19 protein-coding genes are annotated in these 16,820 nt (G+C 62.0%); 8 read left to right on the plus strand and 11 right to left on the minus strand.

What is annotated here, in order from left to right:
* Positions 1-8: 8 nt before the first annotated feature.
* The 11 genes from AB1E34_RS04380 to AB1E34_RS04430 form a co-directional block, all read right to left on the minus strand.
* Positions 9-1,082: a 2Fe-2S iron-sulfur cluster-binding protein gene (locus AB1E34_RS04380; RefSeq protein ID WP_372571119.1), complete on the minus strand. Its 1,074-nt coding sequence runs from the start codon at positions 1,080-1,082 to the stop codon at positions 9-11.
* A gap of 38 nt (positions 1,083-1,120) precedes the next feature.
* Positions 1,121-1,582: a 1,2-phenylacetyl-CoA epoxidase subunit PaaD gene (paaD, locus tag AB1E34_RS04385; RefSeq protein ID WP_372571120.1), complete on the minus strand. Its 462-nt coding sequence runs from the start codon at positions 1,580-1,582 to the stop codon at positions 1,121-1,123.
* A 5-nt stretch (positions 1,583-1,587) separates the two neighbouring features.
* Positions 1,588-2,349, minus strand: coding sequence for a 1,2-phenylacetyl-CoA epoxidase subunit PaaC (paaC, locus tag AB1E34_RS04390; RefSeq protein WP_372571121.1), 762 nt, complete (start codon positions 2,347-2,349; stop codon positions 1,588-1,590).
* Positions 2,349-2,633: a 1,2-phenylacetyl-CoA epoxidase subunit PaaB gene (gene paaB, locus AB1E34_RS04395; RefSeq protein WP_372571122.1), complete on the minus strand. Its 285-nt coding sequence runs from the start codon at positions 2,631-2,633 to the stop codon at positions 2,349-2,351. Before paaB ends, paaC begins: the two co-directional genes overlap by 1 nt.
* A complete protein-coding gene (locus tag AB1E34_RS04400) occupies positions 2,630-3,145 on the minus strand; it encodes a DUF3291 domain-containing protein (protein ID WP_372571123.1) in 516 nt (171 codons plus the stop codon). The genes paaB and AB1E34_RS04400 overlap by 4 nt, the downstream gene beginning before the upstream one ends.
* Entirely contained in the window at positions 3,142-3,549 is a 408-nt protein-coding gene (locus tag AB1E34_RS04405) for a glyoxalase superfamily protein (RefSeq protein ID WP_372571124.1), read from the minus strand. Before AB1E34_RS04405 ends, AB1E34_RS04400 begins: the two co-directional genes overlap by 4 nt.
* Positions 3,546-4,550: a 1,2-phenylacetyl-CoA epoxidase subunit PaaA gene (gene paaA, locus AB1E34_RS04410; RefSeq protein ID WP_372571125.1), complete on the minus strand. Its 1,005-nt coding sequence runs from the start codon at positions 4,548-4,550 to the stop codon at positions 3,546-3,548. The genes AB1E34_RS04405 and paaA overlap by 4 nt, the downstream gene beginning before the upstream one ends.
* A 195-nt stretch (positions 4,551-4,745) precedes the next feature.
* Positions 4,746-5,111 (minus strand): cupin domain-containing protein, encoded by a 366-nt coding sequence (locus tag AB1E34_RS04415; protein WP_372571126.1) that lies wholly within the window; start codon positions 5,109-5,111, stop codon positions 4,746-4,748.
* 75 nt (positions 5,112-5,186) lie between these two features.
* Positions 5,187-5,579, minus strand: coding sequence for a carboxymuconolactone decarboxylase family protein (locus AB1E34_RS04420; RefSeq protein WP_306198965.1), 393 nt, complete (start codon positions 5,577-5,579; stop codon positions 5,187-5,189).
* 77 nt (positions 5,580-5,656) lie between these two features.
* Complete coding sequence (locus AB1E34_RS04425; protein ID WP_372571127.1) at positions 5,657-6,748, minus strand: aromatic ring-hydroxylating oxygenase subunit alpha; 1,092 nt, start codon at positions 6,746-6,748, stop codon at positions 5,657-5,659.
* The gene (locus tag AB1E34_RS04430; protein WP_372571128.1) at positions 6,745-7,632 is read right to left on the minus strand and encodes a MurR/RpiR family transcriptional regulator; all 888 of its coding nucleotides are present in this window, start codon (positions 7,630-7,632) and stop codon (positions 6,745-6,747) included. The genes AB1E34_RS04425 and AB1E34_RS04430 overlap by 4 nt, the downstream gene beginning before the upstream one ends.
* A gap of 68 nt (positions 7,633-7,700) precedes the next feature.
* On the opposite strand from AB1E34_RS04430, the gene AB1E34_RS04435 reads away from it, so the two are divergent.
* The 8 genes from AB1E34_RS04435 to AB1E34_RS04470 all read left to right on the plus strand — a co-directional run bounded on the left by AB1E34_RS04435 (position 7,701) and on the right by AB1E34_RS04470 (position 16,816).
* The gene (locus AB1E34_RS04435; RefSeq protein WP_372571129.1) at positions 7,701-10,154 is read left to right on the plus strand and encodes an FAD-dependent oxidoreductase; all 2,454 of its coding nucleotides are present in this window, start codon (positions 7,701-7,703) and stop codon (positions 10,152-10,154) included.
* Complete coding sequence (locus AB1E34_RS04440; RefSeq protein WP_372571130.1) at positions 10,151-11,233, plus strand: zinc-binding dehydrogenase; 1,083 nt, start codon at positions 10,151-10,153, stop codon at positions 11,231-11,233. The genes AB1E34_RS04435 and AB1E34_RS04440 overlap by 4 nt, the downstream gene beginning before the upstream one ends.
* Positions 11,230-11,811, plus strand: a complete 582-nt coding sequence (locus AB1E34_RS04445) for a dimethylsulfonioproprionate lyase family protein (protein WP_372571131.1) — start codon at positions 11,230-11,232, stop codon at positions 11,809-11,811. The genes AB1E34_RS04440 and AB1E34_RS04445 overlap by 4 nt, the downstream gene beginning before the upstream one ends.
* Positions 11,808-12,914: a mandelate racemase/muconate lactonizing enzyme family protein gene (locus tag AB1E34_RS04450; RefSeq protein ID WP_372571132.1), complete on the plus strand. Its 1,107-nt coding sequence runs from the start codon at positions 11,808-11,810 to the stop codon at positions 12,912-12,914. The genes AB1E34_RS04445 and AB1E34_RS04450 overlap by 4 nt, the downstream gene beginning before the upstream one ends.
* Entirely contained in the window at positions 12,911-13,195 is a 285-nt protein-coding gene (locus AB1E34_RS04455; protein WP_372571133.1) for a cupin domain-containing protein, read from the plus strand. The genes AB1E34_RS04450 and AB1E34_RS04455 overlap by 4 nt, the downstream gene beginning before the upstream one ends.
* Positions 13,192-14,307, plus strand: a complete 1,116-nt coding sequence (locus tag AB1E34_RS04460) for a mandelate racemase/muconate lactonizing enzyme family protein (protein ID WP_372571134.1) — start codon at positions 13,192-13,194, stop codon at positions 14,305-14,307. The genes AB1E34_RS04455 and AB1E34_RS04460 overlap by 4 nt, the downstream gene beginning before the upstream one ends.
* A 121-nt stretch (positions 14,308-14,428) precedes the next feature.
* On the plus strand, positions 14,429-15,532 hold the full coding sequence (locus AB1E34_RS04465) for a mandelate racemase/muconate lactonizing enzyme family protein (RefSeq protein WP_372571135.1): 1,104 nt from the start codon (positions 14,429-14,431) through the stop codon (positions 15,530-15,532).
* Between the two features lie 9 nt (positions 15,533-15,541).
* Positions 15,542-16,816: an aspartate aminotransferase family protein gene (locus tag AB1E34_RS04470; RefSeq protein ID WP_372571136.1), complete on the plus strand. Its 1,275-nt coding sequence runs from the start codon at positions 15,542-15,544 to the stop codon at positions 16,814-16,816.
* Positions 16,817-16,820: the final 4 nt, after the last annotated feature.

Here is a 16,820-nt window from a genome sequence, read left to right on the forward strand (position 1 = left end):
GCGTCTCCTCACTGGTCATAATCGACCGCGACGCGGTCGGTGAGCGGATAGGACTGGCAGGACAGGATATAGCCCTTTTCAACCTCATAATCCTCAAGCGCGTGATTGGCGATCATTTCGACCTCTCCTTCGGTGACCCGACAACGGCAGGTCGAACAGACACCGGCCTTGCAGGCAAAGGGCGCATCCACCGCGTTTTGCAGTGCCGCATCAAGGATCGAGATATCCTTGCCCATGGTAATCGTCTGCGTCGCGCCGTCCAGCGTGATTGCGGTGCTGGCCTGATTGGCGCCGCTGGAGGTATCGCCCGGTATTTCCTTGTGTTTCAGGCGGCCCGGCTGGGCGCTGGCAAACAGCTCGAACTTGATCTGCGCGTCTTCCATCCCATGTTCCCGCAGCGCCGCCGCGATGCCCAGCATCATCGGCTCGGGCCCGCAGATGAAGGCGGTGTCCACAGTCTCGATATCGATCCAGCTGCGGAACAGCTCGGCGCATTTCTCCTGCGTCACCAGCCCGGTGAAGAGGTCGATCTCCTGCGCGTCGCTTTCAAGGATGTGGATCACGTTCAGCCGGCCCATATGCAGGTTCTTGAGGTCTTCCAGCTCTTCGCGGAACATGATCGAGCTTACGCCCCGGTTCGCATAAACCAATGTGAAGCGCGATTGCGGCTCGCGTGCCAGCGTCGTCTTGAGGATCGACAGGACCGGCGTGATGCCGGAGCCGCCCGCAAATCCCAGATAGTGCCGTTGCAGATCTCGATTGAGAGGGGTGTGAAAGCTGCCCGTGGGCGACATCGCCTGAAGCGTATCGCCGACCTGCAAAGCCTCATTGGCGAAGCTGGAAAACGCGCCTCCTTCGACCCGCTTGATGCCCACTTGCAGCACGCCGTCATCCAGCCCCGAACAAATCGAATAGGACCGCCGCAACTCTTCCCCGTCGAACTCGCGGCGAAAGGTCAGGTACTGGCCTTGGGTGAAGGCAAAATCCTCTTCCGACCCGGCTGCGGGTTTCAGCGTGACAACAACCGCATCGCGGATGGTCTTGTGGATGTCGGTCACTTCGAGGTCGTGAAATCGTGCCATCCGCACGCTCCTTGTGCTTTGTGCGCCTGGCCTCTGGCTCAGATGCACTTGAAATAGTCGAAGGGTTCCAGGCAGTCGGTGCAGCGCCAATGTGCCTTGCAGGGGGTGGAGCCGAACTGGCTGACCTTTTCGAGTAATGCGCTGCCGCAGCGGGGGCAGTGTTTCGGGCCTCCCGCAGGGTTTGGCGGGGCGATACCGTATTCCTCCAGCTTCTCGCGGCCCTTCGCGCTGAGCCAGTCGGTGGTCCAGGCGGGTGAAATCTGCGTTTTCAACTCAAGCTGCCGCACGCCGTGATCGCGCAGGGCGGTCTCGATATCCATCGCGATCACCGAGGTTGCGGGGCAACCCGAATAGGTGGGCGTCACGGTCACCGTCAGCGTTTCACCCGCCCAGGCCACGTCACGCACGATGCCCAGATCCACCACCGAGATCACCGGAATCTCGGGATCGGGCACCGCATCCAGCCAGTCCCAGACCTGATCTGTCGAAGGCTGAGCCATGGCGGTTACCAGGTCGCATCGGGATAGGCGCGGGGCAGCCATTGCATCTGGGTCAGCAGGTGGCCCAGATGTTCCGTATGCATCCGCCCGTCCCGCCCGCCTTTATGGGCGAAACGCGCGTCCGGTATGGTCAATGTGGCGTCGCTCAGGATGCGTCCGATCAGGCCATCATACTCTGCGCGCAGGCTGGCCGGGTCGGGCGCGATGCCCTCGGCGCTCATGGTCGCGTCCACCGTATCGCTGGCAAACATCTCACCCACATAGGGCCAGAGGTAATCCAGCGCGGCCTGCATCCGCTGGTGGCTTTCCTCGGTCCCATCACCCAGCCCGACCACCGTGTCGCCAGAGCGTTCCAGGTGATAGGTCACTTCTTTGCTGGCCTTTTCGGCGATGGCCGCGACGCGTGCATCCGAAGAGGTGCGCAAACGCGTCAGCATGATCGAATGCCAGGCGTCGAACAGGAATTGGCGCATGATGGTCTGTCCGAAATCTCCATTGGGCATTTCGACCAGCAGCACATTGCGAAAGTCCCAGACGTCGCGCCGGAACGCCAGATCATCGGCGCTTTGGCCGTCGCCCTGCACCTCGGCGGCCAGCCCCAGCCACATCTGCGTCTGCCCGATCAGGTCCAGCGCGGTGTTGGCCAGAGCGATGTCTTCCTCAAGCACCGGCGCGTGGCCGCACCATTCGCTGACCCGGTGGCCGAGCACCAGAGTATTGTCCCCCATGCGCAGCATAAACTGCTGGAAGGCTTTACTATCCGCCATCACATCGCCCCCACATCATCGGGAATGTCGAAGAAGGTCGGGTGGCGATAGACCTTCGATTCTGACGGCTCATAGAGCGGTCCCTTGTCGCTGGGCGAGGAGGCGGCAATGTTATTCGCTTCGACCACCCAGATCGAAACACCCTCATTGCGGCGGGTATAGACGTCGCGGGCATTCTTGATTGCCATTTCAGCATCCGGGGCATGCAGGCTGCCCACGTGACGGTGGCTCAACCCGTGCTGACCACGGATGAACACTTCCCAAAGGGGCCATTCGGTTTTCATGTTGCTTCCTCCTTGGTCGCTGATGCGCCGCCTGTCCGAGCGGTTGCATCCGCGCCCCATGCTTGCCGCCAGCGGTTTGCCTGCGGCAGATATGTCCAGCCAAACGCGACATCGCTGTCACCGTGTTGAGTCAGGTGGTCGAGCCGGGCAAGCGCCTCTTCGAGGCCTGGCTCGGTGCCGGGATCGACCCACCACATGGCGAAATGCGCGCTGTCCAAGGGGCGAAACCACTCCGCCCGGCGATCAAAGAACGGGCGGTGCGCGGTGGCCCAGACAAAATGCTCCAGCGCTTCGATACTGTTCCAGACTGACAGGTTGGCGATCATGTCAGGCCGGTCGGGCAGGGTGGTCTGCATCGCCACGCCGCTGTCACCGACATAGCGCCATTGAAAACCGGGGCTGCGCTCGGCGAGGTTGTTCACACGGCGAAATCCATGCAGGAAATCCTGCAATCGTCGGTCATCCACATCATATCTCAGATGCGAGATGTTTATCTGGGCCAGATGCTTCATTCGCTTGGGGCCTCGGCGGGGTCCGCCAGACCGGCGCTTGCGCCAGGCTCCATATCCTGACCAAAGGCGATGCGGTGCCCGTCAGGGTCGATCACGTCAAAGTCGTCGCAGCCATAGGGGTTGCCACGCCGGATTTCGGTCAGATCTGTCAATTCAAGCGCGCTGAATTCCGCATGCAGGCGCGTGACATCCTCGACATAGACATAAGCCGCCCACCATTGGTTGGTCGGAGCTGGCGCGTCACCGCCATCCAGCGCGATGCTGATGCCATCGCGCTGCACGATGCAGAAGCCCGGCGGGTCGCCCCAGACGCCGTGATGGAAGAACCCGAGCCGTTCATAAAACGCAGCCGAGGCGACCACGTCTTGGACCTGCAGAACCGGCATGGCGCGCAGCATACTCATTCCGCGGCCACCTGCCGGGCTTTGTTGCGCGCACGTTTCTTTTCGCCATGGGCCAACAACCCGTCACGCACCCATTTGCCGTCATCCCAGGCCTTGTTGCGGGCGGCCATCCGGTCGGTGTTGCAGGGTCCGTTGCCCTTGATGACGTCGAAGAACTCGGGCCAGTCTGGTTCGCTGAAATCGTAATGCCCGCGATCCTCGTTCCATGTCAGATCGGGATCGGGGACGCTCAGGCCCAGATATTCGGCCTGCGGCACGGTCTGATCGACGAATTTCTGGCGCAGTTCGTCATTGGTATTGATCTTGATCTTCCACGCCATCGACTGAGCGGAGTGGATCGAATCCTTGTCCGAGGGCCCGAACATCATCAGCGACGGGTACCAGAACCGGTCCAGCGCATCCTGCGCCATCCGGCGTTGTTCCGGTGTGCCCTCAGCCATCTTGCGGATCGCGTCATAGCCCTGCCGTTGATGAAAGCTCTCTTCCTTGCAGATACGAACCATGGCGCGGGCATAGGGACCGTAAGAGGTACGCTGCAGCGGCACCTGATTCATGATCGCGGCCCCATCGACCAGCCAGCCCACCGCGCCGATATCGGCCCAGTTCAGCGTCGGGTAGTTGAAGATCGAGCTGTATTTCATGCGCCCGTCCAGCAGCATCTCGGTCAACTCGTCACGGCTGACCCCCAGCGTTTCGGCCGCACAATAGAGATAGAGCCCGTGTCCGGCCTCGTCCTGCACCTTGGCCAGCAGGATCGCCTTGCGTTCCAGGGTCGGCGCACGGGTGATCCAGTTGCCCTCGGGCAGTTGGCCGACAATCTCGGAATGGGCGTGCTGGCCGATCTGGCGGATCAGCGTCTGGCGATAGCCATCGGGCATCCAGTCTTTGGGCTCGATCTTGTCGCCCCGGTCGATGCGATCCTGAAAGGCGCGTTCTTCGGGGCTCATCTCGTCGCGCGTTTTCACGCCATGACCGGTGGATTTCACCATCTGTGCATACATTTTCGGCCTCCTCCCTCAGAAACACGCCCCGATCACCCGGACACGTCCCGAACCGACGCGGGTCATTAAGTGACCGCTTGGTCGGGAAATAGGGCGAAATGCGATTCGGAGCAAGAGAAATGTAACACAAATTTCAGCATTCGAAAAATTCTGTAACGTATCTGGGTGGGCCTGTACTTTGCGGCAGAGATCGCATCAGCCGAACTGCACGATCGCCGCTTCGAAATCTTCGCTGCTGACCACTTTTGTGTGATGCCCTTTGCCGGCCAGATCCTCCATACGCCAGACATCGCCCCTGGCGATCTCGCGCATGTCTCCGTCGCTGGCCGTGACTTGCACACGCCCCTGCAGGCAGATCAGCACCTGCGGGATAGGAGAGGGATGGGCGGGCTCGTCCCAGCCCGCCTGAAGCCTCAGAAACACAAAGTTGCGTGCCGCTTCCGGCTCCGAGACCAGAATATTCTGCGCGGGCGGCGCAAAGACCCGTTCCGCAAGCGCGACATCGACCTCCCGCCAATGGCTTTCGCCCTGCGCGTCGGAATAGAGGTGAAGGTATCGCATGTCATGCCGCCGGGATTGTTTGGATCACGGCCAGACTATCGCCGCCCGTCACGTTCACAAAGCCTCTCCGGCGTCTTAAAGCTGACCGGCCTCTTCCAGAACCTTGCGGGCCACGCGGAAACACTCCAGCGATTGCGGAACACCGCAATAGATGCCGACCACATGAATGATCGCGCGGATTTCTTCCTTGGTGACACCGTTGTTGAGCGCGCCACGGCAGTGGATTTCCCACTCGTGCATCTTGCCCAGCGCCCCGATCATGGCGAGGTTCATCATCGATCGCGTCTTGGGCTCGATCACGTCATCGCCCCAGCCAAAGCCCCAGCACCAGGCGGTCATCGCCTCCTGAAAGGGGCGGGTAAACTCATCCGCTTTTGCCAGATTGTTTTCCACATACTCGGCCCCGAGCGTTCCCTTGCGCTGTTCCAACCCTTTCAGGAAAAGGTCTTCGTCAAAGATTTCGGTCATTCTGGTCCTTTCCATTCATTTCAGGCCCAAGAAAATTCAAACTTTCTTGGCAAATTTCCTGCAAGAAATTTGTGCGCTCAGATGTCGACCGACTCGCGCATCCATCGCTGCAACGTAGCAATGGAATGCTCGGACATCACGCCGCAATCGGGATCGAGAACAAGTGGGCCCGGACGGTAGCCGCGCGATTTCAGCCCGCGATGGACCGACTCGACCAGCCTGATGTCCTCCTCCACCGTGGTTTCGCGGTCCTGAACGGCCAACTGCCGGATCACCGCGCTTTCCGAGCCGCCCTCGGTGAACCAGCCGCGCCAGACGGTGCAGTGATCTGCGTCCTGCGCGCGCCAGTGATAGGTGTTCAGCACATTCCCCGGATAGCACTGGAACGAAAACATGGGCCACAGGAACCACGACTGGTAGTCGCCCGCATGAGGAACCGACATGTCGACGGGATAGGTCATCTTGTCGAGGCTTTGACACTCGGTGGTGTGCCGCAGGACATAACCGCCACCCGCATCGGGCTGAATGTCATAGGTTTCCGGCTTGACCACACCTTCGGCAAAGGTCTGGTGATTGAGGGGGCAATGATAGCATTCCGAGTAATTCTCGATACTGACCTTCCAGTTGCAGTTTTCCGGAATCTCGACCCATTCCAGCGGTTCCAGATCATCGATATGCGGGACGAAGGCGCGGATTTCCTCGCGCACACCGGGGAACCACGTGTCCATCGGCGCGGCATCGTCGTCGAGATTGACGAAGATGAAGCCGTTGAAGACTTCGGTGCGCACCGAGGTCAGGCAGATGGCGCTGCGGTCAAAGCCGGGAACGGATTTGATGTTGGGGCCAGCACGCAACTGGCCCGACAACTCGTAGGTCCAGGCGTGGTAGGGACAGACGACAACGCGGGTATTGCCGGCGCCGCTTACCATCTCATGTGCGCGGTGCTGGCAGACATTGTAGAAGGTGCGGATTTCGCCGTCGCGGCCTCGGATGCAGAACAGGTTCTGGCCCGCGATCTCGAAGGCGAAATAGTCCCCGACCTCGCGCACCTGCGCCACATGCCCGGCGAATTGCCAGGTTCGCGCCAGAAGGCCCTGCATCTCCTGCGCAAAAATCGCTGGGTCGGTATAATACCGGGCCTCCAGAGAGTGCGTGAGGGGGGCGTTCATTCTGGCTGCTCCGCATAGAGGCCGAGCTGGTGACGGCGGTGATGAAAGCGTTCTACCCGCTCGACGATCTCATCACTGGAGACCGCGATCACAAAGGAAAGCAGCGTTTCCAGCAGCGCGATGGTCGAAACGGAGGACGGGAAGAATTGCGGCGTGTCGGCGGCGACAACAAAGCCATGATGGGCGTTCAGGATGACCGGGCTGGCGGGGCTGTCAGACAGGCCGATGACGGTCATACCTTGCTGGCGGGCCAGCTTGATCGCCTCGATCACTTCGGTCCGGTAGGGATGGCAGGTGATGGCGATCAGCACATCCTGTTCGTCGGCCCATGCCAGATCATCCACCGGGGTCGAGCCAGGGCGGGGGATGGCATGGAACTGTTTCATTCCGGTCGAGGCGAGGTAGGTAAAGTTGCGCGCGTTCGAATTGTTGACGCCCACGCCCAGCGTGAAGATCTGACGGCAGTTCCAGATATCCTCGGCGGCGGATTTCAGGCGTTCCGCGTCGATCCCGGCAAAGGTATCCTCGATGTTGCGGATCGCAGCGCCGATCATATCGGCATAGAGCCCGCCCAGCTCGCCCGACTTGCCGATGGTCTGCAACCACCGGGCGCGGTCGGGAAAGGACACGGTGCCCTGCCGAATCGCATCGCGGAAGGGCGCACGGAAGTCCTCGTAACCTTCGAACCCCACCTGACGGGCCATGCGCACGAATGTGTTGGGTTTGACATTGGCGGCCTCGGCGATCTCGCGCACCGTTGAAACCCCCACATCGGTCGGGTTTTCCAGCACATAGCGCGCGGCTTTCTGCGCCTCGGGCGTCAGAGCGTCCCACTCGTCGGTAAGGCGGTCGAGGACGATTGATGATACATTTGTGTCATTCATGATTGACGATGGTACAAATGTGGAATTAGCCTGTCGAGCAGAAAAGCGACTCGGGAAGAGGAAAAATCATGTCCGGGAAAGAACTGCCGTCGCAGGCTCGCGTGGTGATCGTGGGCGGAGGCGTCATGGGGGTCGGTCTGGCCTACCACCTGGCGCATGAGGGGTGGAGCGATGTGGTCCTGCTGGAAAAGGCGGAGCTGACCAGCGGCAGCACCTGGCACGCAGCGGGGCAGATCACCCACTCGACCAGCTCTTTCGGGCTGGGCAAATGTGTGGATTACAATATCGGGCTCTATTCCGGTGCGCTGCAAGCCGAGACCGGTCAGGCGGTGACCTGGCATGGCTGCGGCTCTTTCCGGCTGGCCTATACCGAGGATGAGATGGACTGGCTGCGTCACACGCTGTCGGTGGGCCGGTCGCTGGACTTCAATATCGAACTGGTCGGCCCCGAAAAGGTGGCCGAACTGCACCCGTTCTACAATCTCGAAGGTGTGTTGGGCGCGCTCCATACGCCGGATGACGGCCATGTGGACCCGTCCGGTGTGACCATGGCGATGGCCGCGGGGGCCCGTCAATTGGGTGCAAAGATCATCCGCCAGTGCCGGGCAACCAACATCACGCAGGCCGAGAATGGCGAATGGGTCGTTGAGACCGAAAAGGGCGCCATTTGCTGCGAGCATGTGGTGAATGCGGGCGGCACCTATGCGCGCCAGATGGGCGAATGGTCGGGGCTGCAACTGCCGATGACGTCGATGACCCACCATTACTTCGTGACGGAACCGGTGCCCGAGTTCCAGAATCTGGACGCCGAACTGCCGGTCATCCGCGATGACCGTAAGGTCTCGGGCTATATCCGGATGGAGCAGAAACGCGGGCTGATCGGAATCTATGAGAAGGAAAACCCGAACTCGGTCTGGCATGATCACTGCCCCTGGGACTACGAGAACTGGCTGTTTGATGCCGATTACGACCGGGTGATGCCATGGCTTGAGGAAAGCCTGAACCGGATGCCGATCTTTGCCGATCTGGGCATTCAGCGCGAGGTGCATGGGGCGATTTCGCACCCCCCGGATGGGAACCCGCTGATTGGCCCGGCGCCGGGGGTCAGAAACTACTGGTGCTGCTGCGGCACGCAGATCGGTATCGGCTGGGGGCCGGGTCTGACCCGTGAACTGGCACGATGGATGGTGCATGGCGCGGCCGATATCTCGATGCGCGATTATGATCCGCGCCGTTTTGGGTCCTATGCCACCAAGGATTGGCAGATCACCAAGGCTCATGAGGATTACACGCTGCGCCACGAAATCCCGTTTCCGCATTTCAACCGGCTGGCGGGACGTCCGGTCAAACCGTCCCCACTCTATGATCGATTGCAGCAGAAAGGCGCGGTCTATGAGGAGGCCTATGGCCACGAACGCCCGCGCTGGTTTGCCAGGAACGGCGTTGCGCAGTGCGACCATTACTCGTTCAGGCGCAACGTGGTCCATGACATCGTCGGGGCCGAATGCAAGGCAGTGCGCGAACGGGCGGGGATCATGGATATTTCAGCCTTCACCAAGGTTGAAGTGACCGGGCCGGGGGCTGAAAAGCTGTTGGACCGGTTGGTTGCAAACCGGGTGCCGCGAAAGGTGGGGGGCATTGCGCTGACCCATATGCTGAACCGCCGGGGCCGGATCGAGCTTGAAACCACAGTCGTGAAGCTGGACGAGGAGCGATTTTATCTGGTTTGCGCGGCCTTTTTCGAGCAGCGCCTGTTGGATCACCTGAACCAGCAGCGGGCGGGGGAAGATGTTGAAATCCTCCTGCGCTCGAACGATTGGGCGGCGCTGAGCCTGAATGGTCCAAAGGCCCGCGATGTGCTGTCTGCCTGCACCGATGCGGATCTGAGCAATGCCGGGTTCAAATGGCTCACAGCGCAGGAAATCGAGGTGGCAGGGCACAAACTCTGGGCCTTCCGCATGTCTTATGCGGGCGAGCTGGGCTGGGAGCTGCACATCCCGCGCGACCACGCCCTGGTGGTCTATGACGCGCTCTGGGCGGCGGGCGCGCCGCACGGGATTGCCGATTACGGCTCGTTTGCCATGAACGCGTTGCGGATGGAGAAAGGCTTCAAGGGGGCCGGGGAACTGACCAACGAGGTCACGCTGGCCGAGGCGGATGTGCTACGCTTTGCCCGCGCCGACAATGACTATCTGGGCAAGGACAAGACCCTGACCCCTGATCTGCGCTGGGTTTGCGCGTATCTGGAAATCGAACCGGACGGGATCGTGGATGGTCACGGCGGTGAAGCTGTGCTGCTGGATGGCGCGGTCGTCGGCTCCACCGCTTCGGTTGCTTACGGCCATACGGTGGGCAAGATCCTCGCCTTTGCCTACGTCAAACCGCATGTCAACGTGCCGGGTACGGAGGTTGAGGTCGTGATCGCCGGGACAGCGCGCAGGGGCCGCGTTCTGGGTGAGCCCGCCTATGACCCGCAAAGCCTGCTGCCTCGCACGGATGCCGCCATGGAGGCCGCAGAATGACTATTCCCGCAAGGATGAAGGCCATGGTGCTGACCGGGCATGGCAATCTGGACAAATACGAATGGCACGAGGATTGGCCGGTGCCGCAGCCCGGCCCGATGGAGGTTCTGATCAAGGTTGGGGCCTGCGGTCTGAACAACACCGATGTGAACACGCGCACGGGCTGGTATTCCAAGGCGGTGGATGAGGCCACCACCGGCGGCGCCTATTCCGAACTGGATGATGAGGACAGTACCTGGGGCGGTGCCCCGCTGACCTTCCCGCGCATTCAGGGCGCGGATGCGGTGGGCGTTGTTGTGGCTGTTGGCGACGGCGCGGATGAGGCCCTGATCGGTAAGCGGGTCATCGTTGCCGGTTGGCTGCGGGACTGGAACGATCCGATGAACCGCGACAAGGCGGGGTATTTCGGGTCTGAATGTGACGGAGGCTTTGCGGAATATACCAAGGCCGATGCACGGGGCATTGCGCCTGTTCAATCCGATCTGAGTGACGCGGAACTGGCCACATTCAGCTGCTCTTACGTGACCGCCGAAGGGATGCTGGATCGTGCGCAGGTTGGCAAGGGCGACACGGTGCTGATCCCCGGTGCCTCGGGGGGTGTTGGCGGTGCCTTGATCCAGCTCTCCAAGCTGCGCGGCGCACGGGTGATCGCCATGGCCTCAGAGGCCAAGCACCAAGACGTCGCGGAGCTTGGCCCCGACCGCATTTTGCCGCGCAGCCCCGAGAACCTCAGGGCGGCGCTGAGGGGCGAAAGGATCACGGTTGTTGCAGATGTCGTTGGCGGGGCGATGTGGCCCAGGCTGATCGATATGCTGGAACGTGGCGGGCGCTATACCTGCTCGGGCGCGATTGCCGGGCCGATAGTCGAGTTTGATCTGCGCACCTTCTATCTGCGCGACCTGACCTTCACCGGCTCCACCGTGAACACGCCTCAGAACTTCTTTGATGTGGTGAGATACATCGAAAACGGGCACATCAAACCAGCCTTGGCCGCCACTTATCCGCTAGCCCAATTGAAGGAGGCCCAGCAGGCCTTCATCGACAAGTCCCATACCGGCAACATCGTGGTGGTGCCATGACATGCCTTGATGATGTGCTCCAAGCGGTGCATGCGCTGCATCAGGGCCACCCCGACCTGACGGCCTATGCGCCCTGGCCAGACGATCTGTCCCCGACGGGCCTGCAACCATGCCCGATCCCGGCGACGGATCTGGTTGCGGGATTCGACTTGCCCGGCGTGGCCCAGACACATGCGTTGGTGAAGGCGGTTCGGGCAAGTGCGGATCAGGCCAACTGGCAACTGGCTTATTCCGAAGAAGAGGTCGGCGCCGATTTCCTCAAGCGCTACGGGTATTACGAATTGTTTGGCCCCTCGGGACATTACCACTCGACCCAATTGCGCGGCTATATCGCCTATTGGGGCGCGGGGTTGAGCTATGACTGGCACAGTCACGAGGCAGAAGAATTGTATGTGACGTTGGCAGGCAGCGCTTGTTTCAAAGTCGACGGCAGCGCGACCCATGTTGGCCCCGGACAGACCCGGTTCCATGGCAGTTGGCAAAGCCATGCGATGGACACCGCAGACCAGCCGATCCTGACCCTGATCCTGTGGCGCGGCGCGGGGCTGGCGGGCCTGCCAAGGATGGACGTTGCATGAAGATCACCCGCATCCGTCTGTACCAGACCGGCCTGCCTTATGTGGGCGGGGCCTATGCCTGGGGGGCAGGGAATGTGATCGAAACGGCCACGGCCTCGGTTGTTGTGATCGACACGGATGCGGGCCTGATGGGATGTGGCGAATTCACGCCCTGTGGCGAGAACTACATGGTGGCTCATTCCGCAGGCGTTCCCGCGCTGGCGCGGCTGGTGGCCCCGCATCTGCTGGGCGAAGACCCGCGCAACGTGGCCCGCATCGAGCAGATCATGGATCATCTGGTGCAGGGGCATGGCTATGCCAAATCGCCCTTCGATGCGGCGTGTTGGGATATTCTGGCGCAATCGCTGAACGCGCCGCTGCATGCGGTCTGGGGCGGCAAGCTGACCGACGGGGCGCCGATGTATCGCGTCGCGCCGCAAAAAGGAACCGAGGACACCATCGCCGAGATGGACCGCTATCGCGATCAGGGGTATCGCCAGTTTCAGATCAAGGTCGGCAGCGACTGGGCTTCGGATATCGACCGCATCCGCTCCACCGTTGCGCTGCTGAAACCTGGTGAGACAGCCATGGCCGATGCCAATCAGGGCTGGCGCGTGGATGATGCGCTGCGCGTGGCGCGGGCGACGCGTGATCTGGATTACATTTTCGAACAGCCTTGCCGCAGCTATGAGGAATGCCAGCAGGTGCGCGCCCGGATCGATCTGCCGATGAAGCTGGATGAATGCGTCACCGGCATGCATATGGCGCAGCGCATCGTGGCCGATCGCGGGGCGGAGCTGGTGTGCCTGAAAATCTCCAATCTCGGTGGGCTCAGCAAGGCGCGCCGGGTGCGGGATTTTCTGGTCGAAAACCGCATCCCCGTCGTGGCCGAGGATAGCTGGGGCGGCGAGATCGCGACCGCAGCCCTGTCCGATTTCGCAGCAACAACCCCGCCCGACTATCTGCACAACACCACCGACCTGATGAATTACAACACCCGCTCGACCGGCGTGGGCGGGGCTGTGGCGCGGCAGGGCAAGCTCTATGCGCCCGACATGCCGGGCCTTGGAGTGGAGCCGGATTTCGAAAGCCTTGGCGACCCGGTGGAGGACTTTACCCTATGACGGAACAGGCAAATGCGACCCTGATGATCGATGACGGACGCGTCCGGGTGACCCGGTTCGACTTTGCCCCCGGTGCCGAAACCGGCTGGCATCGCCACGCGATGGATTACGTTATCACCGCCATCACCGATTGCCACATGCGCCTCGACCTGCCCGACGGCAGCTCGACCGAAGTCACTGTTCCCGCGGGCACCGCCTATCGCCGCGATGCGGGCGTCGAGCACAATGTCATCAATGCAGGCGACACCCCAATGTTATTTGTCGAGGTGGAGTTGAAATGAAGATCACCCGGATTTCGGTTTATCAGGTCGATCTGCCGCTGGAACATCCTTATTGGCTGTCCGGCGGACGGCTGAAATTCGAATGCCTCGATGCCACTTTGGTCAAAGTTGAAACCGACACTGGGCTGATTGGCTGGGGAGAAGGCACGCCCTGGGGGCACACTTATGTGCCCGCCCATGGCCCGGGCATCCGTGCCGGGATCGAAACCATGGCGCGCTTTGTCCTTGGCCTTGACCCGCGCAAGCTGCTTGAGGTCGAGCGGGCGATGGATCTGGCGCTGCCGGGGCATCTCTATGCCAAATCGCCCATAGACATGGCCTGCTGGGACATCGCCGGACAGGCGGCGGGCCTGCCGATTGCCGATCTGATGGGCGGCGGCTCCCGCACCCCACGTCCCATCGCCTCCTCGGTCGGCGCAAAGACCATCGACGAAACCCGCGCCGTCATCGAGCGGTACCGCCAGCGCGGCTATATCGCTCATTCGGTGAAAATCGGCGGTGATGTGGAGCGTGACATTGCCCGCATCCGCGATGTCGAGGCGCAGCGCATGCCCGATGAAATCATCCTCTATGACGTCAATCGCGGCTGGACCCGGCAGCAAGCCTTGCGCGTCATGCAGGCAACGCAGGACCTGGGCGTGATGTTCGAACAGCCCTGCGAAACGCTGGACGATATCGCTGCGCTGCGCCCCCTGCACGCCGCGCCCGTCAGCGTCGATGAAAGCCTCGTCACGCTTCAGGATGCCACCCGCATCGCCCGCGACGGGCTGGCCGAGGTCTTTGGCATCAAGCTCAATCGGGTTGGCGGTCTGACCAAGGCCGCCCGCATACGCGATGTCGCGTTGGCTCACGGTATCGACATGTTTGTGATGGCCACCGGCGGCAGCGTTCTGGCCGATGCCGAGGCGCTGCATCTGGCGGCCACCATTCCCGACCATGCCTGTCACGCAGTCTGGGCCTGTCAGGACATGATCACCACCGACATCGCCGGTGGGCGCGGCCCGCGCAACGTCAACGGCCACCTGCACCTTCCCGAAACCCCCGGTCTAGGTGTTGCACCGGACGATGAGGCCATCGGCTCACCTGTCGCAATCTATGGGGTCCCGGTATGATCTGTCTCTTCATCTTGCCAGAAGTCTCCCGAGGGATGAATAGGCCGCTGGCCAAGAGGGGGGGTGGCACCCCTGACCGACCCGCGTGCGCAGCGCGGCGCAAAACACTCGGACAATCGCGGTGAAGATCACCCGTATATCGCTCTGGCATGTGCCGCTGACCGCGCATGTGACCTATGCCATGGCGGCAGGCAAGACCTGCGCAACCGTCGAAACCGTCCTGCTGGCCCTTGATACCGATGGGGATCGCACAGGCTGGGGCGAGGTCTGTCCGATCCCGCATTACCTGCCCGCCTACGCCCGGGGTGTCGCACCAGCGCTGCAAGAGATGGCGCCGATCCTGCTGGGCGCGCACCCGGTCGGCCCTGAGGCCGTCATGGCGCGGCTGGAGCGTCACTTGCAGGGCCATGTCTACGCCAAATCCGCTATCGATATCGCGCTCTGGGACCTGACGGGGCAGGCGGCGGGACTGCCGCTGCACGCACTGCTGGGCGGGCGGCAGGCCGGGACGATGCCGCTCTATCACTCGATCACCTGCATCGCCCCGGAGGAGATGGCCCGGATCGCGCTTGAGGCCCAGGATCAGGGGATCACCCAGTTTCAGGTCAAGTTGGGGGCCGATGCCGACTGGCAGGCCGATGTCGCAAGGCTGCGCATGGTGCGTGAGGCAGTGGGCCCGGGGCCGCTGGTCTATGGCGACTGGAATTGCGGCGCCACCTCGCTGGAGGCCACCCGCGTCGGGCGCGCCGTACGCGACCTCGACGTGATGCTGGAGCAGCCCTGCGCCACTATCGACGATTGCGCGCGGGTGCGTGCGGCGACGGGCCTGCCGATGAAACTGGACGAAAGCGCCCATGACACCGCCACTTTGTTGGAAGGTCATGCCAAGGGGTGCATGGATGTGGTCGCTATTAAACTTTCGAAATTCGGCGGGCTCTCACCTGCGCGGCGGGCGCGGGACCTGTGCTACCATCTGGGCGCGCGCATGTGCATCGAGGATACCTGGGGCTCGGACATCACCACTGCCGCGCTGCTGCATCTCGGGGCTGCGACCACGCCTGAGCGGGTCACAAATGTGTGTGACCTCTCGGGTTATGTCGCGCCAAGGCTGGCCCCCGACGCGCCAATCCGCGACAACGGACGGATCGCCCCGCCCGCGGGCGCGGGGCTGGGTGTGGCCCCGGATCGCGAAGCGCTGGGCCCGCCCGATATGATACTGGATTAGGAGGTCATCATGCTCAACATCCTCAGTCAGGCCGACTGGATCGACCGCGCAAATGCCGTGCTTCCCGGTGGCGGCCTTGGCAATTTCGATCCGTCGGTTTTCATCCGCGATGGCAAAGGCAGCCGGGTCTGGGACGAAGACGGGCGCGAATATGTCGACTATCTGATCGGCTCCGGCCCGATGCTGCTGGGCCATGGCCATCCCGAAGTGCTGGAGGCTGTGGCCGAGCAATTGCCCAGAGGCATGACCTTTTTCGCCAACAATGCCCGCGCCGTCGAACTGGCTGAAGAGATCTGCAACGCCGTGCCCTGCGCCGAGCAACTGCGTTACGTCTCGTCTGGGGGCGAGGCGGATATGTATGCGATCCGGCTGGCCCGCGCCTTCACCGGTCGCGACAAGATCGTCAAATTCGAAGGGGGGTATCACGGCATGAGCGCCGAGGCGCAGATGAGCCTCGCACCCTCAAAGATGGTGAATTTCCCGCAAGCGGTGCCCGACAGCGCAGGCATTCCAGAGAGTGTGCGGTCTGAGATGCTGATCGCGCCGTTCAACGATCCCGACTACATTCGCTCATTGCTGGCCGAACATGGCGATCAGGTGGCTGCGATCATTGTCGAGCCGCTGCAACGGATCATCCCGCCCGAACCCGGCTTCCTGCAACTGCTGCGGGATGAGGCCGATCGCTATGGCATCGTGCTGATCTATGATGAGGTGGTCACTGGCTTTCGCTTTTCATATGGCGGCGCGCAGGAGCTTTATGGTGTCACCCCCGACCTTGCCACGCTCGGCAAGGTCATCGGCGGGGGCTTTCCGCTGGCGGCGATCGCCGGGCGGGCTGACATCATGGCGCATTTCGATAAATCCGCCGTCGGAGAGGACAAATGGCTGATGCAGCTGGGAACGCTCTCGGGCAATCCGGTTGCGGCGGTTGCGGGCCTCAAGACGATGGAGATCCTGCGTCGTGACGGGCAATATGACCGCTTGCGCGCGAATGGTAAGCGGCTGATGCAGATGGCGTCCACCGCGCTAGACGCGCAGGGCGTCCCCTACAGGATCGTGGGTGACCCCACCCTGTTCGAGATCGTGTTCACCAGCGCGGAGGTGCGGGATTATCGCGATGTCTTCCGCTCAGACACGGCGATGGCGGCACGGTTCAACACAGTGCTGATGCAGAACGGCGTGTTCAAGTCGCCGGGCAAGACCTATCCGTCGCTCGCCCTGACCGAAGAGGATTTCACCCTGACCGAGGCAGCGTATCTGAAGGCCGCCGCCGCCATAGCCTGAAGCG

It is taken from the genome of Ruegeria jejuensis (genome assembly GCF_041537905.1).
Classification (GTDB): domain Bacteria; phylum Pseudomonadota; class Alphaproteobacteria; order Rhodobacterales; family Rhodobacteraceae; genus Ruegeria_C.

Bases quoted from the DNA above. Each gene is read 5' to 3' on its own strand.
- AB1E34_RS04450 (WP_372571132.1), top strand. From the start codon at position 11,808: ATGAAGATCACCCGCATCCGTCTGTACCAGACCGGCCTGCCTTATGTG.
- AB1E34_RS04405 (WP_372571124.1), bottom strand. From the start codon at position 3,549: ATGAGTATGCTGCGCGCCATGCCGGTTCTGCAGGTCCAAGACGTGGTC.
- AB1E34_RS04435 (WP_372571129.1), top strand. From the start codon at position 7,701: ATGTCCGGGAAAGAACTGCCGTCGCAGGCTCGCGTGGTGATCGTGGGC.
- paaC (WP_372571121.1), bottom strand. From the start codon at position 2,349: ATGGCGGATAGTAAAGCCTTCCAGCAGTTTATGCTGCGCATGGGGGAC.
- paaD (WP_372571120.1), bottom strand. From the start codon at position 1,582: ATGGCTCAGCCTTCGACAGATCAGGTCTGGGACTGGCTGGATGCGGTG.
- AB1E34_RS04460 (WP_372571134.1), top strand. From the start codon at position 13,192: ATGAAGATCACCCGGATTTCGGTTTATCAGGTCGATCTGCCGCTGGAA.
- paaA (WP_372571125.1), bottom strand. From the start codon at position 4,550: ATGTATGCACAGATGGTGAAATCCACCGGTCATGGCGTGAAAACGCGC.
- AB1E34_RS04430 (WP_372571128.1), bottom strand. From the start codon at position 7,632: ATGAATGACACAAATGTATCATCAATCGTCCTCGACCGCCTTACCGAC.
- AB1E34_RS04455 (WP_372571133.1), top strand. From the start codon at position 12,911: ATGACGGAACAGGCAAATGCGACCCTGATGATCGATGACGGACGCGTC.
- AB1E34_RS04380 (WP_372571119.1), bottom strand. From the start codon at position 1,082: ATGGCACGATTTCACGACCTCGAAGTGACCGACATCCACAAGACCATC.
- paaB (WP_372571122.1), bottom strand. From the start codon at position 2,633: ATGAAAACCGAATGGCCCCTTTGGGAAGTGTTCATCCGTGGTCAGCAC.
- AB1E34_RS04445 (WP_372571131.1), top strand. From the start codon at position 11,230: ATGACATGCCTTGATGATGTGCTCCAAGCGGTGCATGCGCTGCATCAG.
- AB1E34_RS04470 (WP_372571136.1), top strand. From the start codon at position 15,542: ATGCTCAACATCCTCAGTCAGGCCGACTGGATCGACCGCGCAAATGCC.
- AB1E34_RS04420 (WP_306198965.1), bottom strand. From the start codon at position 5,579: ATGACCGAAATCTTTGACGAAGACCTTTTCCTGAAAGGGTTGGAACAG.
- AB1E34_RS04400 (WP_372571123.1), bottom strand. From the start codon at position 3,145: ATGAAGCATCTGGCCCAGATAAACATCTCGCATCTGAGATATGATGTG.
- AB1E34_RS04440 (WP_372571130.1), top strand. From the start codon at position 10,151: ATGACTATTCCCGCAAGGATGAAGGCCATGGTGCTGACCGGGCATGGC.
- AB1E34_RS04415 (WP_372571126.1), bottom strand. From the start codon at position 5,111: ATGCGATACCTTCACCTCTATTCCGACGCGCAGGGCGAAAGCCATTGG.
- AB1E34_RS04425 (WP_372571127.1), bottom strand. From the start codon at position 6,748: ATGAACGCCCCCCTCACGCACTCTCTGGAGGCCCGGTATTATACCGAC.